Origin of the sequence: Halorubrum sp. Ib24 (genome assembly GCF_002252745.1) — an archaeon.
Classification (GTDB): domain Archaea; phylum Halobacteriota; class Halobacteria; order Halobacteriales; family Haloferacaceae; genus Halorubrum.
In genome coordinates this window covers 22,690-39,073 of sequence record NZ_NHOX01000019.1, presented here as the reverse complement: position 1 = coordinate 39,073, position 16,384 = coordinate 22,690, and the positions used below count along the sequence as shown (strand labels likewise).

The 16,384-nt window shown below is 67.8% G+C and carries 15 protein-coding genes; 9 read left to right on the top strand and 6 right to left on the bottom strand.

Going from position 1 to position 16,384, the window contains the following annotated elements:
* Nucleotides 1-273: 273 nt before the first annotated feature.
* The 8 genes from DJ82_RS04225 (at nucleotide 274) to DJ82_RS04190 (ending at nucleotide 10,615) form a co-directional block, all read left to right on the top strand.
* On the top strand, nucleotides 274-1,383 hold the full coding sequence (locus DJ82_RS04225) for a DegT/DnrJ/EryC1/StrS aminotransferase family protein (RefSeq protein WP_094581132.1): 1,110 nt from the start codon (nucleotides 274-276) through the stop codon (nucleotides 1,381-1,383).
* A complete protein-coding gene (locus DJ82_RS04220) occupies nucleotides 1,380-2,357 on the top strand; it encodes a Gfo/Idh/MocA family protein (RefSeq protein WP_094525767.1) in 978 nt (325 codons plus the stop codon). Before DJ82_RS04225 ends, DJ82_RS04220 begins: the two co-directional genes overlap by 4 nt.
* A 375-nt stretch (nucleotides 2,358-2,732) precedes the next feature.
* On the top strand, nucleotides 2,733-3,320 hold the full coding sequence (locus DJ82_RS04215; RefSeq protein WP_094525789.1) for an acyltransferase: 588 nt from the start codon (nucleotides 2,733-2,735) through the stop codon (nucleotides 3,318-3,320).
* A 1-nt stretch (nucleotide 3,321) separates the two neighbouring features.
* Nucleotides 3,322-4,707, top strand: a complete 1,386-nt coding sequence (locus tag DJ82_RS04210; protein WP_094525766.1) for a nucleotide sugar dehydrogenase — start codon at nucleotides 3,322-3,324, stop codon at nucleotides 4,705-4,707.
* 70 nt (nucleotides 4,708-4,777) lie between these two features.
* Entirely contained in the window at nucleotides 4,778-5,815 is a 1,038-nt protein-coding gene (locus DJ82_RS04205; RefSeq protein ID WP_094525765.1) for a DUF354 domain-containing protein, read from the top strand.
* Entirely contained in the window at nucleotides 5,812-6,762 is a 951-nt protein-coding gene (locus DJ82_RS04200) for a glycosyltransferase family 4 protein (protein ID WP_094581131.1), read from the top strand. Before DJ82_RS04205 ends, DJ82_RS04200 begins: the two co-directional genes overlap by 4 nt.
* Before the next feature lie 219 nt (nucleotides 6,763-6,981).
* The gene (gene glmS / locus DJ82_RS04195) at nucleotides 6,982-8,805 is read left to right on the top strand and encodes a glutamine--fructose-6-phosphate transaminase (isomerizing) (protein ID WP_094557775.1); all 1,824 of its coding nucleotides are present in this window, start codon (nucleotides 6,982-6,984) and stop codon (nucleotides 8,803-8,805) included.
* 34 nt (nucleotides 8,806-8,839) lie between these two features.
* Complete coding sequence (locus tag DJ82_RS04190; RefSeq protein WP_198948012.1) at nucleotides 8,840-10,615, top strand: asparagine synthase-related protein; 1,776 nt, start codon at nucleotides 8,840-8,842, stop codon at nucleotides 10,613-10,615.
* A 179-nt stretch (nucleotides 10,616-10,794) separates the two neighbouring features.
* Here DJ82_RS04190 and DJ82_RS04185 read toward each other — a convergent pair whose 3' ends face one another.
* The 3 genes from DJ82_RS04185 to DJ82_RS04175 form a co-directional block, all read right to left on the bottom strand.
* Entirely contained in the window at nucleotides 10,795-12,591 is a 1,797-nt protein-coding gene (locus DJ82_RS04185; protein ID WP_094581130.1) for a CARDB domain-containing protein, read from the bottom strand.
* A 152-nt stretch (nucleotides 12,592-12,743) separates the two neighbouring features.
* Nucleotides 12,744-13,925, bottom strand: a complete 1,182-nt coding sequence (glmU, locus tag DJ82_RS04180) for a bifunctional sugar-1-phosphate nucleotidylyltransferase/acetyltransferase (RefSeq protein WP_094525761.1) — start codon at nucleotides 13,923-13,925, stop codon at nucleotides 12,744-12,746.
* A gap of 110 nt (nucleotides 13,926-14,035) precedes the next feature.
* Entirely contained in the window at nucleotides 14,036-14,521 is a 486-nt protein-coding gene (locus tag DJ82_RS04175; protein ID WP_094581129.1) for a response regulator, read from the bottom strand.
* Between the two features lie 216 nt (nucleotides 14,522-14,737).
* On the opposite strand from DJ82_RS04175, the gene DJ82_RS04170 reads away from it, so the two are divergent.
* Complete coding sequence (locus DJ82_RS04170) at nucleotides 14,738-15,034, top strand: HalOD1 output domain-containing protein (RefSeq protein ID WP_094525759.1); 297 nt, start codon at nucleotides 14,738-14,740, stop codon at nucleotides 15,032-15,034.
* A gap of 167 nt (nucleotides 15,035-15,201) precedes the next feature.
* Here the strand turns inward: DJ82_RS04170 and DJ82_RS04165 are convergent, their stop codons facing one another.
* Genes DJ82_RS04165 through DJ82_RS04160 form a run of 3 tightly spaced genes read right to left on the bottom strand, consistent with a single transcriptional unit; the run spans nucleotide 15,202 to nucleotide 16,197 of the window.
* A complete protein-coding gene (locus DJ82_RS04165) occupies nucleotides 15,202-15,426 on the bottom strand; it encodes a hypothetical protein (RefSeq protein ID WP_094525758.1) in 225 nt (74 codons plus the stop codon).
* Nucleotides 15,423-15,584, bottom strand: a complete 162-nt coding sequence (locus tag DJ82_RS14755) for a hypothetical protein (protein WP_158217275.1) — start codon at nucleotides 15,582-15,584, stop codon at nucleotides 15,423-15,425. The genes DJ82_RS04165 and DJ82_RS14755 overlap by 4 nt, the downstream gene beginning before the upstream one ends.
* On the bottom strand, nucleotides 15,577-16,197 hold the full coding sequence (locus DJ82_RS04160; RefSeq protein ID WP_141212532.1) for a hypothetical protein: 621 nt from the start codon (nucleotides 16,195-16,197) through the stop codon (nucleotides 15,577-15,579). The genes DJ82_RS14755 and DJ82_RS04160 overlap by 8 nt, the downstream gene beginning before the upstream one ends.
* Nucleotides 16,198-16,384: the final 187 nt, after the last annotated feature.

Here is a 16,384-nt window from a genome sequence, read left to right as displayed (position 1 = left end):
GCGCTCCCGACGCTCGTCCCCGGAGTGCGCGTCGCTCAGGGAACGGAAACGGCCGCCGGCGACGTCGGTCGGTGACGCCGGCCGGCGGCCGGGGGATCGAGGCGCGTTCCCGACCCGTCGACCGCGAAACTGCCCGCAGACGGGGGGAAGCGGTTACCTGACCGATAATAATGCGGTGTGGCTCCGAGAGATCATCCTACCGATGTTTGCGACGACCGCTGCGACTACCGTGCCGATGGATCGACTGGACCGCGGCTCGCCGGGACCGGTCAGATGACGGTGCCGATCGCCGATCCGTCCGTCGGAACGGCCGAGCGCGAACGCCTCGAATCGGTGCTCGCCTCGGGCCAACTGGCGGACGGCAACGAGGTCCGCGCGTTCGAATCGGCGTTCGCGGAGCACTGTGACGTCGACCGGGCGGTGGCCACCGCGAACGGGACGGCCGCGCTTCACGCCGCCCTCAGAGCCGTCGGCGTCGGCGACGGGCCGGCCGTCGTGACGACGCCGCTCTCCTTCGTGGCGACGGCGAACGCGATCCGGTTCACGGGAGCGACGCCGGTGTTCGCGGACGTCGACCCGGAGACGTACAACCTCGACCCCGACGCGGTCGAGGCGGCGATCCGGTCGGAAGGCGGCGACGTCGACGCGATCCTCGCCGTCCACCTGTACGGGTTGCCCGCCGACCTCGGACGGCTCCGCGAGATCGCCGACGCCCACGACGCCGCGTTGGTGGAGGACGCCGCGCAGGCGCACGGGGCGACGTACGACGGGCGGCCCGTCGGCGCGATCGGCGACGCGGGGTGTTTCTCGTTTTACCCCACGAAGAACATGACGACCGGGGAGGGCGGCATGGTGACGACGGACAGCGCCGACGTCGCCGACCGGGTCCGCCGCTTCATCGACCACGGCAGGGGAGACGGGTCGTACGAACACGCGACGCTGGGGCACAACTTCCGGATGACGAACCTCGCCGCGGCGATCGGCCGGGCGCAACTCGAGAAGCTCCCCGAGTTCGTCGAACGGCGCAGGGCGAACGCCGCCCGCCTCACGGACCGGCTGGCGGAGACGCCGGTGACGACGCCGACCGAGCCCGCGGAACGCCGACACGCCTACCACCAGTACACCGTGCGCACGAGCGATCGCGAGCGGCTCCGGCACGCGCTCGAAGAGGCGGGGATCGAGTCGGGCGTCTACTATCCGACGGTGCTCCACGAGCTGGAGAGCTACTCGGGGGTCGACGCGAGCGCACCCGTCGCGGAGCGAGCGACCGGAGAAGTGCTGTCGCTTCCGGTTCATCCGAAGGTGTCCGCGTCGGATATCGAGGCGATCGCCGAGGCGATCGACCGGGCGCTTTCGGCCGACGGGCCGGAGGGGCCCCGATGAGCCCCGACCGCGTCCGAGCCGGCGTCATCGGGGCCGGCAGCATGGGACAGAACCACGTTCGCGCGTACGACGAACTCGCGGGGGCCGAGCTGGTCGGCGTTCACGACGTCGATTCGGAGCGCGCCGAGCGCGTCGCGACGGAGTACGGGAGTCGGGCGCTGTCGTTCGCGGAGCTCCTGTCCGCCGCCGACGTCGTCACCGTGGCCGTCCCGACGGAGTACCACTTCCAGGCGGTGCGCGAGTGTATCGACGCCGGCGTCGACGTGCTCGTGGAGAAACCGTTCGTCGAACACGTCGACCGGGGACGCTCCCTCCTCGAGTACGCCGACGAGCGGGGCGTCACGGTCCAGGTCGGGCAGATCGAGCGGTTCAACCCGGCGGTCCGAGAGCTGTTCACCCTGCTTCCGGACGTCGAGATCCGCGCCGTCGAGGCACGTCGGCTCGGACCGCCGCCGGACCGGGCGATCGACGACTCGGTCGTGATGGACCTCATGATCCACGACATCGACCTGCTCTTACAGATCCTCGACGAACCGGCGGAGGTCGCGGCGGCGAGCACGGGCGACGGGGAGTACGCGACCGCGACGGTCAGGTCCGAGTCCGGCGCGATCGGTACGCTGACCGCCAGCAGAGTGACGCAGGAGAAGATCCGCGAGCTCGTCGTCTCCGGCGCGGACCGGAAGATCGAGGTCGACTTCATCGACCAATCGATCGAGATTTGCCGGCGCTCGGTCCCGGAGTACGTCCGAGACACCGGCTCCGTCAACTACCGTCACGAGACGGTCGTCGAGAACCTCGTCGTCGAACGCCACGAGCCGCTGAAAGAGGAGCTCTCGTCGTTCATCGCGGCCGTCCGGGAGGACGAGGAGCCGCTCGTTACCGGGGAAGACGGGCTGCGCGCCGTCGAACTCGCCCAGCGGATCGACGGTATCGGCACGCCCGTCGAGGAGTTCGAGATCGAACGGACGGCGTGAGCCCGAGCCGGGACCCCTTCGGCGACCGATACGACCGCGTCGCGGAGAAGTCGCGCGGCGGGCCCTTACGACACTCGTAAGCGCGATTCGCCGACTCGCGACTAACCTATGGGCCCCCATAATAATCCCCCGTCACGGGGAAGGGTGTGACGAGTATGCCTTCGAAATCAGCAGTCGCCGCGGGTATCGCCCTCGTCACCGTCACGCTCCTCGCGTACATCCGCCGATCGGCGGACGAGCGGTGACCGGATGCGTGACGAACCCGAGCGGATGCGCGACGAGCCAGACCGGAGACGCGACCAGCCAAACCAGATACGCGACGAGCCTGACTGGATACGCGACGACTCAGACCGACCGCGCGACGACCCGGATCGGATGAGCGAACCCAACGTCGTGCTCGGCGACGACGTCGCGATCGACGATCCCCGTCTCGTCGGCTACGTCCACGACGAGTCCGCGCCGCCCGCGGTTATCGGCGACGGAGCGACCGTTCGGTCGGGGACGGTCGTCTACGCCGACGTGGTCGTCGGCGACCGGTTTCAGACGGGTCACGACGCGCTCGTCCGCGAGGAGACCCGGATCGGCGACGACGTCCTCCTCGGGACGAAGGCCGTGATCGACGGGCGGACGACGGTCGGGTCGGACGTGAGCATCCAGACCGGGGCGTACGTCCCGTCGGAGACGACGATCGGCGACGACGTCTTCGTCGGTCCGCACGCGGTCCTCACGAACGACCCGTACCCGGTGCGAGCGGAGACCGACCTCGAGGGACCGACTCTCGAAGACGGCGTCAGCGTGGGGGCGAACGCGACCGTTCTTCCGGGCGTCACCGTCGGGGAGGACGCGTTCGTCGCCGCCGGCGCCGTCGTCACGGACGACGTGGGCGCCGAGGAGCTCGCCGTCGGCAGCCCGGCGGACACGGAACCGCTTCCGAACGCACTCCGGCAGCGGAACTCGGTGTAACATGTACCAGACGCCTTCCACGAGCCGCGAGCGAAGCTACGCCGACGGCGTCGTCGAACGCGCCGCGGACGAGCGGTCGACGGCCGACCGCGCGCCCGACGTCGAGTCCGCGACGGTGTGTGTCGTCGGGCTCGGCTACGTCGGCGTCCCGCTCGCGGTCGCGTTCGACGAGCAGGGGTACGACATCGTCGGCTACGATATCGACCCGGACCGAGTCGCGGAGTTCCGGAACGACCGCGACCCCACGGAGGAGCTGGGAGACGACCGGATCGCCGACAGCCAGATCCGGTTCACCGACGACCCGACGGCGATCCGCGACGCCGACTACGTCCTCATCACCGTTCCGACACCGCTCGACAGCGGGCAAAACCCCGAGCTCGCGTTCGTCAGGAGCGCGGCGGAGACCGTCGCCGAACACGTGAGCGAGGACACGACGATCGTGTTGGAGTCGACGGTGTACCCCGGCGTCACGCGGGACACCGTGGCGCCGATCGTGGAGGAGGGTTCCGGGTTCACGCTCGGCGACGAGTTTCACGTCGGCTACTCGCCGGAGCGGCTCTCGCCCGGGGATCAGGGGCGAACGCTGCAGGAGGCGGTCAAGATCGTGAGCGCCGACACCGCGAGGTCGCTCGAGGAGCTCGCCGCCCTGTACGACTCCGCCGTGGACGCCGGGGTCTACCGGGCGCCCTCGATCGAGACCGCCGAGGCGGCGAAGGTGCTCGAGAACGTCCAGCGCGACCTCAACATCGCCCTGATGAACGAGATGGCCATCATCTGCGACCACCTCGGCCTCGACACGAGCGAGGTGATCGACGCCGCCGCGACCAAGTGGAACTTCCACGACTACAGTCCCGGCCTCGTCGGCGGCCACTGCATCCCGGTCGACCCGCTCTACCTCGCCCACGGCTCCGAGCGGGCCGGGTTCTCTCCGAAGCTCATCTTCCAGGGACGGGAGGTCAACGAGTACATGCCGAAACACGTCGCGGAGGTCACGGTCAAGGCGTTCAACGCGGTGGGAACGGTCCCGAGGGACGCCCGGCTGCTGATCCTGGGAGCCGCGTACAAACCGAACGTTGGCGATATTCGAACGTCGGAAGTGAAGAGCCTCGTCGCCGCGCTCGGCGAGTACGACGTCGACTGCGCGGTCTGTGACCCGGTGGTCGACGACGAGGTGATCGCCGACGCGTTCGGGACCGAGACGGCGACCCTGGGCTCGTTCGACGACTTCGACGGTATCGTGCTGGCGACCCCGCACGACGCCTTCGCCGATCTCGACTACGAGCGGGTGGCCGAATCGCTCAATTCGGACCCGGTGTTCGTCGACGTGGACGGCGTCGCCGATAGGGACGAGATCGGCCGGGCCGGCTACGAGTACCGACGGTTATGAGCTCGACGGCCTCCCGAGCCCGTCGGAGCGCGACGGATCGCGGCGGGACGACCGTCCCGGCGGGGGAAGCATGAAGATCGCCGTGACGATCCAACGACCGCCGCACGTGCATTTCTACCGGCACGTCATCGAGGCGCTCGAACCGACCGCCCACGAGACGCGGGTCTACGTTCGCGACTCGGAGATAACGACCGCGCTGCTCGACGCGTTCGGCATCGAGCACACCGTGCTGACCGACACCGCAAACGGGTCGATGGGGGGTCTCGTGACGTCGCAGCTGCTGTTCGAATCCCGACTGCTCCGTCGACTGCTCCGGTTTCGCCCGGACGTCGTGACGGGGATCGGCGGCCTCTCCGCGTCCCACGCGGGGACGGTGGCCGGCGCCAGAACCGTCGCGTTCACCGACACCGAACACGCGAGACTGTCGAACGCGCTCACGAGGCCGTTCGCCGACGCGATCCACACGCCGGACTGTTTCCATCGGGATTTCGGCCCCAAACACGCCCGATACGCGGGCTATCACGAACTCGCGTACCTGCATCCGAACCGGTTCGACCCGGACCCGAGCGTGCCGGAGGCGGCAGGAGTCGACCCCGCCGAGCCGCTCGCGGTCGTCCGGCTCACCGACTGGGACGCGATGCACGACGTCGGCGCCGGGGGGATGGCCGACGTGACCGACGTCGTCGAACGGCTGGAGGCGGCCGGCGCGCAGGTCCGGGTGACCTCGGAGGTGCAGACGTCGAGCGATCTCGACGATCGCGCCCTCGACGTCCCGCCGGAGGAGGTCCACCACCTGCTCGCGCACGCGGACGTGTATCTCGGTGAGGGGGCGACGATGGCGGCCGAGAGCGCCGTGCTCGGCACGCCCGCGGTGTACGTCAACACGCTCCGGATGGGGTACACCGACGAGCTCGAGGCGCGATACGGGCTGCTGTACAACTGTCAGGGCTCGTTCCGACACGACCGGGCGATCGAGACGGCGGAACGCGTATTGAACGGTGACGAGGACCATGACTTCGAGGCGCGGCGTGACCGCCTGCTCGACGAGAAGACGGACCCGCACCGCTCGATACTGCGGGCACTCGGCGTGGAGGGGGTGCCGGCGTGACGGACCTCAGCGTCCTGCAGCTGGCGTCGTCCGAGGAGGCGTTTTTCACCCAGCAGGTCGACGCGCTGGAGGAACGCGGCGTCGACTGCACGACGCTCGTCGTCCGCGGCGACGCCGCCGAGGGCGACCCCCGCGGGATCCGCGCGTACGCGGAGACGTACGGCGACGTCCTCGCCGAGGCGAGCGGGTCGTACGATCTGGTCCACGCGAACTACGGGCTTGTCGGGCCGCTCGCGCTCGCACAGCCGGTTCGCCCGGTCGTGTTGACGCTGTGGGGGTCGGAAGTGATGGGATACTCGAACCGGCTCGACCGGGTCACCCGATTCGCCGCTCGACACAGCGACGCCGTCATCGCCCCGAATGAAGCCGTCTCTCGGCGGTTGGGCTGCGACCACGAGGTCGTCCCGTTCGGCGTCGACCTCGAGCTGTTCAGGCCCATCGACCGGACCCAGGCGCGGAAACGGCTCGGGTGGGACCAGTCGAAGCGGTTCGTCCTCTTCCCGTACGACACGGACCGGGACGTGAAGGACTTCGAACGCGCACAGCGGGTCGTCTCCGAGGCCGTGGTGAACGCGGAGATCAAGGCGATCCACGGGCGCGAGTACGAAGAGATGCCCTACCTCATGAATGCCTGTGACGTCCTCCTCGTTACCTCCGAGCGCGAGAGCGGTCCGATGGTCGTCCGCGAAGCGGCCGCCTGTAACGTGCCGGTCGTTTCGACCGACGTCGGGTTCGCGGCCGAGACGCTCGCCGACGTGGAGAACAGCCACGTCGCCGACACCGACGACGAACTGGCCGACGCGCTCGACGCGACGCTCCGGTCCGCCGGCCGATCGAACGGCCGCGAGCGCGTGAGAGCGCATACGGCGGAGCGTATGGCGACCGATCTGCACTCGATCTACAGCGCCCTTCTCGCGACCGACGGCGCTCGGTTATCGTCCGAGTAAGCGATTCCGGGCGGGCGGCGTCCGAGCGAACGATTTCGAACGACCGAAAGTCGCCCGCTTAGCCTCTCGATAGTAATCCCCGATAACACCGATAGGCCGTGGTACGCATGGCAGTCTCCAATGAGCCGACGTCGGACACCGCTCGAGCGCCCGGCTCGAGAACGACGACAGCCCGCGACGAACGTCGAACGCCTCCCGTCCGAAGGGGTGAGCACTGAGATGTGCGGTATCATCGGGTGCGTGGGGGTCGACGACTCGGCCGACCGCGTTCTGAGCGGCCTCAAGAACCTCGAGTACAGGGGGTACGACTCCGCCGGGGTGGCCGTTAGCACGGCCGAGGGCATCGCAGTGCGCAAGCGCGCCGGGAAGATCAGCGACCTCGAAGAGCGGTTCTCCCGCGGGCTCCCCGATGGGGAGATGTCCGTCGGGCACACGCGCTGGAGCACCCACGGGCCGCCGACCGACGAGAACGCCCACCCGCACACGAGCGGGTCTGAGGACGTCGCGGTGGTCCACAACGGGATCATCTCCAACTACGAGACCCTCCGAGAGGAGTGCCGCGGCCGCGGATACCGGTTCACCAGCGACACGGACACCGAGGTCGTCGCCCACCTCATCGAACGGTACCTCGACCGGGGTGACGGCCCCGAGACGGCGTTCCGGAAGACGGTAGACCGGATAGCGGGGAGCTACGCTATCGCCGTCCTGATCGAGGGGTCAGAGACCGTATACGCGGCGCGGGAAGGCTCCCCGCTCGTGCTCGGGATCGGCGACGACGCCGAGGCGGGCGGCTACTACCTCGCGAGCGACGTGCCCGCGTTTCTCGAGCACACCGATCAGGTGGTGTACCTCCAAGACGGCGACGTTCTCACCGTCTCCCCGGACGGCTACTCGTTCCTCGAACGGGGCGGGACGGAGCGGGAGAGACCGGTCGAGACGGTCGAGTGGAGCGCGGGCGAGACCGGCAAGGGAGGGTACGATCACTTCATGATCAAGGAGATCGAAGAGCAGCCGACCTCCCTCGCCGACACCTTGGAAGGGCGGGCCGATCCGGACGGCGGGATGATCGAGCTCGAGTCGTTCCCGGACGGGTCGTTCGCCGACGTTCAGGAGGTCCACTTGGTCGCCTGTGGAACGTCGTACCACGCCGCGATGTACGGCGCGAGGATCCTGAACAAAAGGGGCATCCGAGCGACGTCGTACCGGGCGAGCCAGTACGGGGACACCGTCCCGAAAGACGAGGAAACGCTGGTCATCGCGGTCACGCAGAGCGGCGAGACGGCGGACACGCTCGCCGCACTCAACGCCGCGAAACGCGACGGAGCCCGGACGTTCGCCGTCACGAACGTCGTCGGGTCGACCGTCTCGCGGGAGGCGGATTCGACGGTGTACATCCGGGCCGGTCCGGAGATCGGCGTCGCGGCGACCAAGACGTTCTCCTCGCAGGTCGTCACGCTCGCGATGCTCGCCGAGGAGTTCGCGGCCGACATCGATGGCGCGACCCCACGAGACGACACGCAGGAGTTCGTGGCGGCGCTCTCCCGGCTCCCTGGGCAGATCGACGACGTCGTGTCCACCTCGCGCGTCACCGATCTCTGCGAGCGGTACACCGATCAGGAGGAGTACTTCTTCATCGGCCACGGACTCGCGTACCCAGTCGCGCTCGAAGGCGCGCTGAAGTACAAAGAGATCACCTACGAACACGCCGAGGGGTTCACCTCCGGCGAGTTGAAGCACGGCCCGCTGGCGCTCGTGACCCACGGCGTCCCGGTGTTCGCCCTCTTCACCGGAGAGAACGACGAGCGGACCCGCATCAACGCGACGGAAGCCCAGTCGCGGGGCGCGCACGTGATCGCCGTCGCGGGCGAGGGGATCGACGTCGACTTCGCCGACGAAGTCGTTCGCGTCCCGTCGACGCACCCGGACCTCAACGGCCTGCTGGCGAACGTCATGCTCCAGCTCGTCTCGTACTACTCCGCGAAGCTACTGGATCGCCCGATCGACAAGCCGCGCAACCTCGCGAAGAGCGTGACGGTCAACTAACAGTGAGCACCGACACGACCGCGAGATGCGACCGATGACCGACGCCACAGTCGAAACGCCCCCGTCGGACGACGAACCGGCCCGGTCCCGACCGGGAACCACCTCGTCACCGAGCGAATCGGGGCTGATGAACGACGAGCTGTTCGGCGTCTTCGGCGATCGCGAACGCCTCGACGCGAGTCGGCCGGCGACGGAGTTCGACAGGGTCGTCGCCGGCGAGACGGTGACGATCGGCCTCCGCGGGAGCGAGGGCCGCCACCGCGAACGGAGTCACGTGTACGAGGGCCCGGACGGCTGCTGTGTCGTCTGGGGCGAGCTGTTCCCGCCCGAGTCGACGGATATCGACGCGTCCGAGTGGGTCTACGAACGGTTCGCGGCCGTCGGGACGGACGCGTTCGACGAGCTCAACGGCGCCTATCTCGTCGCCGTGGAGCACGACGGGACCGCTGCGATCGCCCCGGACCTCCTCCGATCCGTGGAGTGTTACGTCACGGACCGAGACGGGTACCGGGCGTTCGGAACCGACCCGGTCGGCGTCGCGCGGCTCGTCGAGGACCCGTCGATCGACGACCGCGCGCTGAACCAGTTCGTCCACTTCGGCGTGAGCTTCGAGAACAGGACGCTGCTCGAACGACTGCGGCGGGTCCCCTTCGACGCCGCGCTCGGCGAGCGGTCGACGACGGAACTGGAACGCTTCGTGTATCGACCGCGCGACGGCTCGCAGGCGGACCACGCGGCTGACCTCGCGGAACGGCTGGAGCGTGCGGTCGCCCGTCGCGACGGCGACGGCGCGTCCGCGGGTGCGCTGGCGAGCGCGGGCTACGACTCGCGGCTGCTGCTCGCGACGGTGTCGGACATCGACGTCAGCTACACCCTCGGGACGCCCACGGCGCCCGAAGTGCGAGTCGCCCGGGAGGTCGCGACGCAGTACGGCGTCGACCACGAACTCCTGCCGGTGACGGACCGCTACCTCGACGCCGACCCGGACGTCGTCCGGTACACCGGCGGGATACGGGAATCGCTCCACATCCACCACCGCGGCAACCGCGACGCGCTCACGCCGTCGAAGATGTACCACGGGCTGTTCCTCGACACCGTGTTGCGCGACCACTACGTCCCGTCCCGCACGATCGACGCCGTCGGTCACTCGCTCCCGATCGGGGGGCTGGAGTCGGATCCCGACCCGGTCGACCACTACCGGACGCGGCTCGGCTTCTGGGGCGACGGGGCGCCGCTCGCGGGCGGCGATGACTGGGACGGGACCGTCGACGAGCTGTTCGAGGAGTCGGTCACGACCGCCATCCAGAGCTACGGCCAGCGGTGCGACTCGACGTTGAACGCGATGGCGATGCTCGGAATCCAGCTCACGCCGGCGCTCCCCTTCCGAACGCAGATCGCCGACAACCACGTCGAGAGCCTCATCGCGGCCGACGCGGAGATACTCGACTGGCACCTCTCGACGCCGCCAGAGCACCGGAACGGGGAGACGTTCCAGCGGGCGCTGGGGCTCATCGACGACGATATCCTGAGGCATCGACCGCCGGACCGGCCGCACGAGTCGTACATGCTGAACCAGATAGAGGGGTTCCTCAGGCGAACCCTCCCCGGCGTCGACGCGCCGGGAACGCCGTGGCCCGACCGAGACGAGATTTACGCCGCCGCCGGGATGGACGGGCGGCTCTTTCCGGACTCACCTGACGTACACCGATTACCGCCGCGGATCAAGCTCCGGATCAACGACGCGCTCGTGTGGCTCGAGTGCGCGACGGGGACCGATCACGATCCGGAATCGCTGTTCAGCCTGGACTGAGGCGGCGCCTCCGGACCGCCTCTCGACCTCCGTGCGACGTCGTTCCCAGAGCGGAGACGCCCGTCCGAACCCGATCGCCCAGTGGTCGTGACAGGATAGCAGCCGTGGCAAGACGCCGCACCGTTTTCGCTCGCCTCCCCGGAGTTGCGATCGGGCGTATCGCCCGCTCTCACCGTCTTTTAGGCAGTTGATAGCGGGGAGGCTAGCGGGGCGAAGAGGTCTGTTCCGAGAATTCCACCGTCGTCGCTCGTGGTTCCGTCATCGTCCGTCGTATTCCCGTCATCGGTCGCGTTTCCGCCGTCGGTCGCATTTCCGCCGTCAGTCGCATTTCCGCCGTCAGTCGCATTTCCGCCGTCAGTCGCATTTCCGCCGTCAGTCGCATTCCCATTGTCCGTCGTATTCCCGCCATCGGTCGCGTTTCCGCCATCGGTCGTGGTTACATCGTCCGTCGCGTTTTCGCCATCAGTCGCGTTTCCGCCATCGGTCGCGTTCCCGCTATCAGTCGTGTTTCCTCCGTCGGTCGCATTCACATCGTCTGTCGCGTTTCCACTATCAGTCGCGCTTCCGCTATCAGTCGTGTTTCCGCCGTCTGTCGCGCTTCCGCTATCGGTCGTGTTTCCGCTATCAGTCGTGTTTCCGCCGTCTGTCGCGCTTCCGCTATCAGTCGTGTTTCCGCTATCAGTCGTGTTTCCGCCGTCTGTCGCGCTTTCGCCGTCGGTCGTGGTTACATTGTCCGTCGCGTTTCCGTCATCTGTGTCGTTCTCCGTCAGTTCGATTTGAATCTCACGCGTGTCGTCGCCAGTGTCGACGACGACCCGGCGCGTTCCGGGGTCGTATCTGCTCGTGTTGACCGTATGTCGAGACGTCTCCTGCTCGCCGGCGTCCACGCTGACGGAGTCCGACTGGACCTGTTCGTCGCCAAACGAGAGATCGACGTCGGTCGAGCCGTCGGATCCGCCATCGTTGGCGACGGTGTATTCGACGGAGACCGTTTCGCCGACCGTCGCGTCCTCGGGGGCGTTGAGCCCGGTCACGTTGAATTCGGCGGGGCGAGTGTCCCCGTCTCCGCCGTCATCGGTGTTTCCGTCACCGCTGTTCCGGCTACCGGCGTTACTATTTCCGCCATCATTGGTTTGGCTGTCGTCGCTGTCGGTGGTTTGGCTGTCGTCGCTGTTGTCGTTTCCACCGTTGGTCTGACTGTCGTCGCTGTTATCGTTTCCACCGGCGCGGTCGTCGCCGTCGTTCCCGTCGCTGTCGTTCTCGTCGTCGTTGTTCCGGCCGTCGTCGTTGTCGTTTCCACCGGCGCGGTCGTCGCCGTTTTGACGATTATCCCCACCGGCGCGGTCGTCGCCGTTCTCGCTGTCGTTCTCCGTCAGATCGATCCGGGCGTCCTGGCTGTCGTGATCCGTTTCGACGAAGACCCGGGACGTCCCGGAGTCGTCCCCGTCCGTGTCGACGCTGTGACGGTACGTCTCCTCCTCGCCGGGGTCCATGCTGACGGAGTACGACCGGACCCGCTCATCGCCGAGCCTGACGCTGACATCGGTCGAACCGTCGGCATCGCCGCCGTTCGTGACGGTGTATTCGACGGTTGCGTCCTCGCCGGCCGTCGCCTCCTCGGAGACACTGAGCTCGACCACGTCGAACTCGGGCGCGCCGGTCTCATCCTCCGCCGTGGTCTCACCGTCGCTCCCGTCCTCGTCCGCCGTGGTCTCGCCGTCGCCCCCGTCGGGTGACGATTCGTTTTCCGTCCCGTCGGCGTCCGGGGCGGTCGGCGGCTCGGACGTGTCACCCGCGTCCGGTGTGCTCGCTCCGCCGTCGGTGAGCGATCCGATCGCTCCGGCCACCCCGCCGAAGAATCCGGCGAACGCCAGCCCCGCGATGAAGAGGCCGATCCCGAACACGATCAGCAGCTGCTGGAGCCGGCGGTCGATACTGTCGCTCGACGACTGTCGCCGTCGGTTTGGTTGTGTCATTGGAACTGGAGTCCCCGCTGTGTGATAGGGGAGGGTTCGCGCTCTCCGGCCGTTATTATCGCCCTAGTAAATCCGCCCGCAACGAGCGTGACTCGGCTGCCGGCGACGACGACGGCGCGACAGACGACCCCTGACGGTGAGGACGCGACGGGCTATTTGTCGCGCGAAACGCGCTCCCCCGGCGTCGTCGTCGCGCCCGCCGAGAGGGTGACGCCGGGGTCGAGGCTGGTGTTGATCCCGGTTCGAGCGCCGTCCCCGATCACGGCGCCGAACTTCCGACGGCCGGTCGACACCCGGTCGCCTTTCACCGTGTGTTTCACCGGCTCACGGTCGTGTCGGAGGTTCGCGACGTTCGTTCCGGCACCCAGGTTGACGTCGCGACCGAGAACGCTGTCCCCGACGTACGAGAGGTGCGGGACGGCGGTCCCGGCCATGAGGACGCTGTTTTTGATCTCCACGCCGCTCCCGACGCGGACGTCGGCGCCGAGATACGTCGCGCCGCGGAGGTATGCGTTCGGCCCGACGGTGCTCCCGGCCCCGATCCGGACGGGGCCCTCGATCGTGACTCCACGTTTCACCGACGCGCCGGGTTCGACGACGACGTTCCCGGAGACCGTCGCCTCCCGATGAACCGAGCCGTCGAGCCGCCGCGGCTGCCGCTCCAGTTCCGACGCGGTCGCTTCGAGGAGCTCCCACGGGCGCCCGACGTCGCTCCATCGATCGAACTCGACGAACGACACCGGCCGGTCGTCGATGACGCGATTGACCACGTCGGTCAGCTCGAACTCGCCGCGCTCGCTCTTCGGAACGTCGAGGAGGGCGGTCGCGTCCGCCGGGAACACGTACGCGCCGGCGTTCACCAAGTCCGAGGGCGGGTCGGACGGTTTCTCGACGAGCCCCTCTACCGCGTCACCGCGCGTCCGGAGGACACCGTAGTTCGAGGGGGTCTCGACGCGGTACGCGCCGATGCCCGGGCCGGAGTCGAACAGCCGGCGGAGGCTCTCGGCGTCGTACATGTTGTCGCCGTTAAGGACGGCGAACTGACCCTCCACGTGGTCGGCCGCGGCCCGCACGGCGTCCGCCGTGCCGAGCAGTTCGTCCTGTTCGACGTGCGTCACCGGAACCCCCTCGTAACGCGACCCGAAGTGCTCGCGGACCGACGCCTGTTCGTAGCCGACCACGAAGACGAGCCGTTCCGCGCCGGCGTCGACGGCCGCCTCCGCGACGCGTTCCACCATCGGAGCCGACCCCACGGGCAGCATCGGCTTCGGGACGTTCTCGGTGAGGGGACGCATCCGGGTGCCGCGACCGGCCGCTAGGACGATGACTTGCATTCAGTGCCGCGGTAGTCGCGTCGCTCCCATACTTAAGTGGGATCTAATGCCTCCGGTCGCGGTCGACGAGGCGGCTCGGGAGACGCGAGCGCTGTCGTCGGTCCGGTGGCTCACCGCTCCGTCGGCTCGAATTCCGATTGCGCGCCGTCGGAGGGGAACTGGATCGCCGGGCTCTCCGCGTACTGGAACCAGTGTTTCACGAGCACGCTCGTGAGGTCGAGGAACCCCTCCCAGCCCTGTGGTTTACTGATGAACGCCTGGGCGTTCAGATCGTAACACAGACGTGCGGCGGTGGGGTCCGACGTGTCCGAGACGACGACGACCGGGATTCTGCCGACGTCGTCCGAGCCCATACGCCATCTGAGGACGTCGTGCCCGCTTTTCAGCGGGAGGTTGAGATCGAGAAGCACGAGTTCCGGGCGTCTGGCGTCGTCTTCGACGCTCGCCAGCCGTTCGATCGCGGCGGTTCCCGTGTTCACGAACTCGACGGTGACTTCCGGTGCGACCTCCTCGAACGCGAGCTCGAGGAGACGGATGGTTGGCGAATGGTGCTCTGCGATCAGCACCGTCCCGGAGTGAGTGGTGTCCTTGTCCATGTCGACCAACAGCCACCTGCGTGACTCGGCTCTGTCTTAGGTGACGTGCTGTTATAATTATGGGAATCGGTTCGAGCGGATTGCATCCAGTTTCGTCGGATTCGCGCCGAAAACGGCGACGAACCGACGCCGAATCGGGGTCGTTACCACGAAGTCACCGGGGCGGTTACCTGTACGGTGGCAAAGATTAACAAGAACAGAACCGATGTTTCGGGTATGGATCCCAACTATCACGGGCCTCCCTCTCCGTCGGAGGACGAGTACGTCCACCGGTTCCCGCCTGACTGGCGTGCCGACGAGGAGCAACTCACGCGGTGCACGCACGCGGTCGCCATCGTCACCGATCGGCGACCGGAGCAGTTCGACGTCGGGATACAGCGCATCGTCGATCCCGACGCGCTCGATCGGTTGTTCACGTCGGAGGCGGGCGGCGAAGACGCGCAACTGTCTCTCGTCGTCTCCGACCTCACGCTCCAAATTCGGGCCGACGGCGCTATCTTCGTGGTCGAATAGCGGGCTCTGTCGGGGGCGAACGAAGTGAGTCAGCGACGCCGCCGAGAGTCGACAACGCCGTCGAGAGTGGAAAACAACACCGTGAGTCGATAACGACGCCGAAATTCAAACTCCGCCAGTGGAACCCGTCGCAGACGCGCGCCCGGCGTCGGCGGTTGCGGGTCGGATCACCGAACGTCTGATATCGGCGTGTGAGAACCGTATGACGCGGATATCCAGCGACCGTCGATGTCGGATGACGTGTCGTACATCACGAGCTCGTTCGGCTCGAAGGAAACGCTCGGAGCGACGTCTTCCGGACAGTACGTGTGGCGGATGCTGAAGACGGGCCAGTCCATGTTCGTCTCGTCGGCTGGAGCAGGCCGGTCGCCCACCGAGTCCTCGCCGGTCATCGATCTCGCCCTCTGGCGTCCTGCACCCGGTCGACGTGTTCGATCGCCTCCTGAACGAGCGCCCGTTGTTCCGACGGCATGTGGGGGTGTCGCTGTCCGACCGCGACCAGCAGTTCCCTCGCCGCGACGAGGTGGGTGTCCGGCGAGCAGTCAGACATCGTCGCCCTCGTGCGCCGCGAGAATGGTCTCGAAGTACGGCGTCATCACGTCGATGGCCCGATCTGACGACCGGTTGTTCCGGTCGTCGTGAAGCTCGATCGCGACGAGGTATCTCGCCGGGAGCTCGCCGAAGCCGCTCCGGCCCGCGCGGTCCTTGGTCGGATACTCCTCGGTTCCGATCGCGGCGGCGACCTCGATGCGCTGGGCCTCCAGCGCGGGGCGGGAGTACTCTCCGCCGACTTTGTGCCGTTTCCAGCTCTCGGTCGTCAGTCGACCGTACGCCTCGTCCATTCCGACGATGCGGGCGCGGCGACGCAGGGGCGACTCGACGTCGTCCCACTCGGCGGCCGAGAGGGCGGCCGGCCGTTCGACGACGCCGTCGGAAACGAACGACCCCTCGACGTCGTCTTTAGCCCAGAGGGCGTCGACGAGCGCGGTCGCCGCGGAGCGGGCTTCGGCCGCGTCGAGGTGTTCGAACTGCGCGTCATCGACGAACGCGAACGCGTCGACCGCGGCTGACCGGGCGCGGTCGTCGTGTGCTCGGTACCCCTTACAGACCTGGATCGCCGCCCGGCGTGCCCGCTCGCCGACGGACCGATCCGTGGGGTCCACTGACGGCTCCGTGGGGGTCGATCGCTCGGCGGGGAACTCTGCCTGCGGACGTCCGGACGATATCCGACTGTTGCTCATCTGTACGAGAAACCGGGACGACCAACTACATATACCTCTGACAACACTCGCGTAACCGGTTCGGTTACCCCGCGGTAAGACGAGGGAAACCGCGTGCGCGTTCGACCGG

Coding starts and splice junctions, on each gene's coding strand:
- DJ82_RS04215 (WP_094525789.1), top strand. CDS start 2,733: ATGAGCGAACCCAACGTCGTGCTCGGCGACGACGTCGCGATCGACGAT.
- DJ82_RS04210 (WP_094525766.1), top strand. CDS start 3,322: ATGTACCAGACGCCTTCCACGAGCCGCGAGCGAAGCTACGCCGACGGC.
- DJ82_RS04225 (WP_094581132.1), top strand. CDS start 274: ATGACGGTGCCGATCGCCGATCCGTCCGTCGGAACGGCCGAGCGCGAA.
- DJ82_RS04175 (WP_094581129.1), bottom strand. CDS start 14,521: ATGGACAAGGACACCACTCACTCCGGGACGGTGCTGATCGCAGAGCAC.
- DJ82_RS04220 (WP_094525767.1), top strand. CDS start 1,380: ATGAGCCCCGACCGCGTCCGAGCCGGCGTCATCGGGGCCGGCAGCATG.
- DJ82_RS04205 (WP_094525765.1), top strand. CDS start 4,778: ATGAAGATCGCCGTGACGATCCAACGACCGCCGCACGTGCATTTCTAC.
- glmS (WP_094557775.1), top strand. CDS start 6,982: ATGTGCGGTATCATCGGGTGCGTGGGGGTCGACGACTCGGCCGACCGC.
- DJ82_RS04165 (WP_094525758.1), bottom strand. CDS start 15,426: ATGACCGGCGAGGACTCGGTGGGCGACCGGCCTGCTCCAGCCGACGAG.
- DJ82_RS14755 (WP_158217275.1), bottom strand. CDS start 15,584: ATGTCTGACTGCTCGCCGGACACCCACCTCGTCGCGGCGAGGGAACTG.
- DJ82_RS04170 (WP_094525759.1), top strand. CDS start 14,738: ATGGATCCCAACTATCACGGGCCTCCCTCTCCGTCGGAGGACGAGTAC.
- DJ82_RS04185 (WP_094581130.1), bottom strand. CDS start 12,591: ATGACACAACCAAACCGACGGCGACAGTCGTCGAGCGACAGTATCGAC.
- DJ82_RS04190 (WP_198948012.1), top strand. CDS start 8,840: ATGACCGACGCCACAGTCGAAACGCCCCCGTCGGACGACGAACCGGCC.
- glmU (WP_094525761.1), bottom strand. CDS start 13,925: ATGCAAGTCATCGTCCTAGCGGCCGGTCGCGGCACCCGGATGCGTCCC.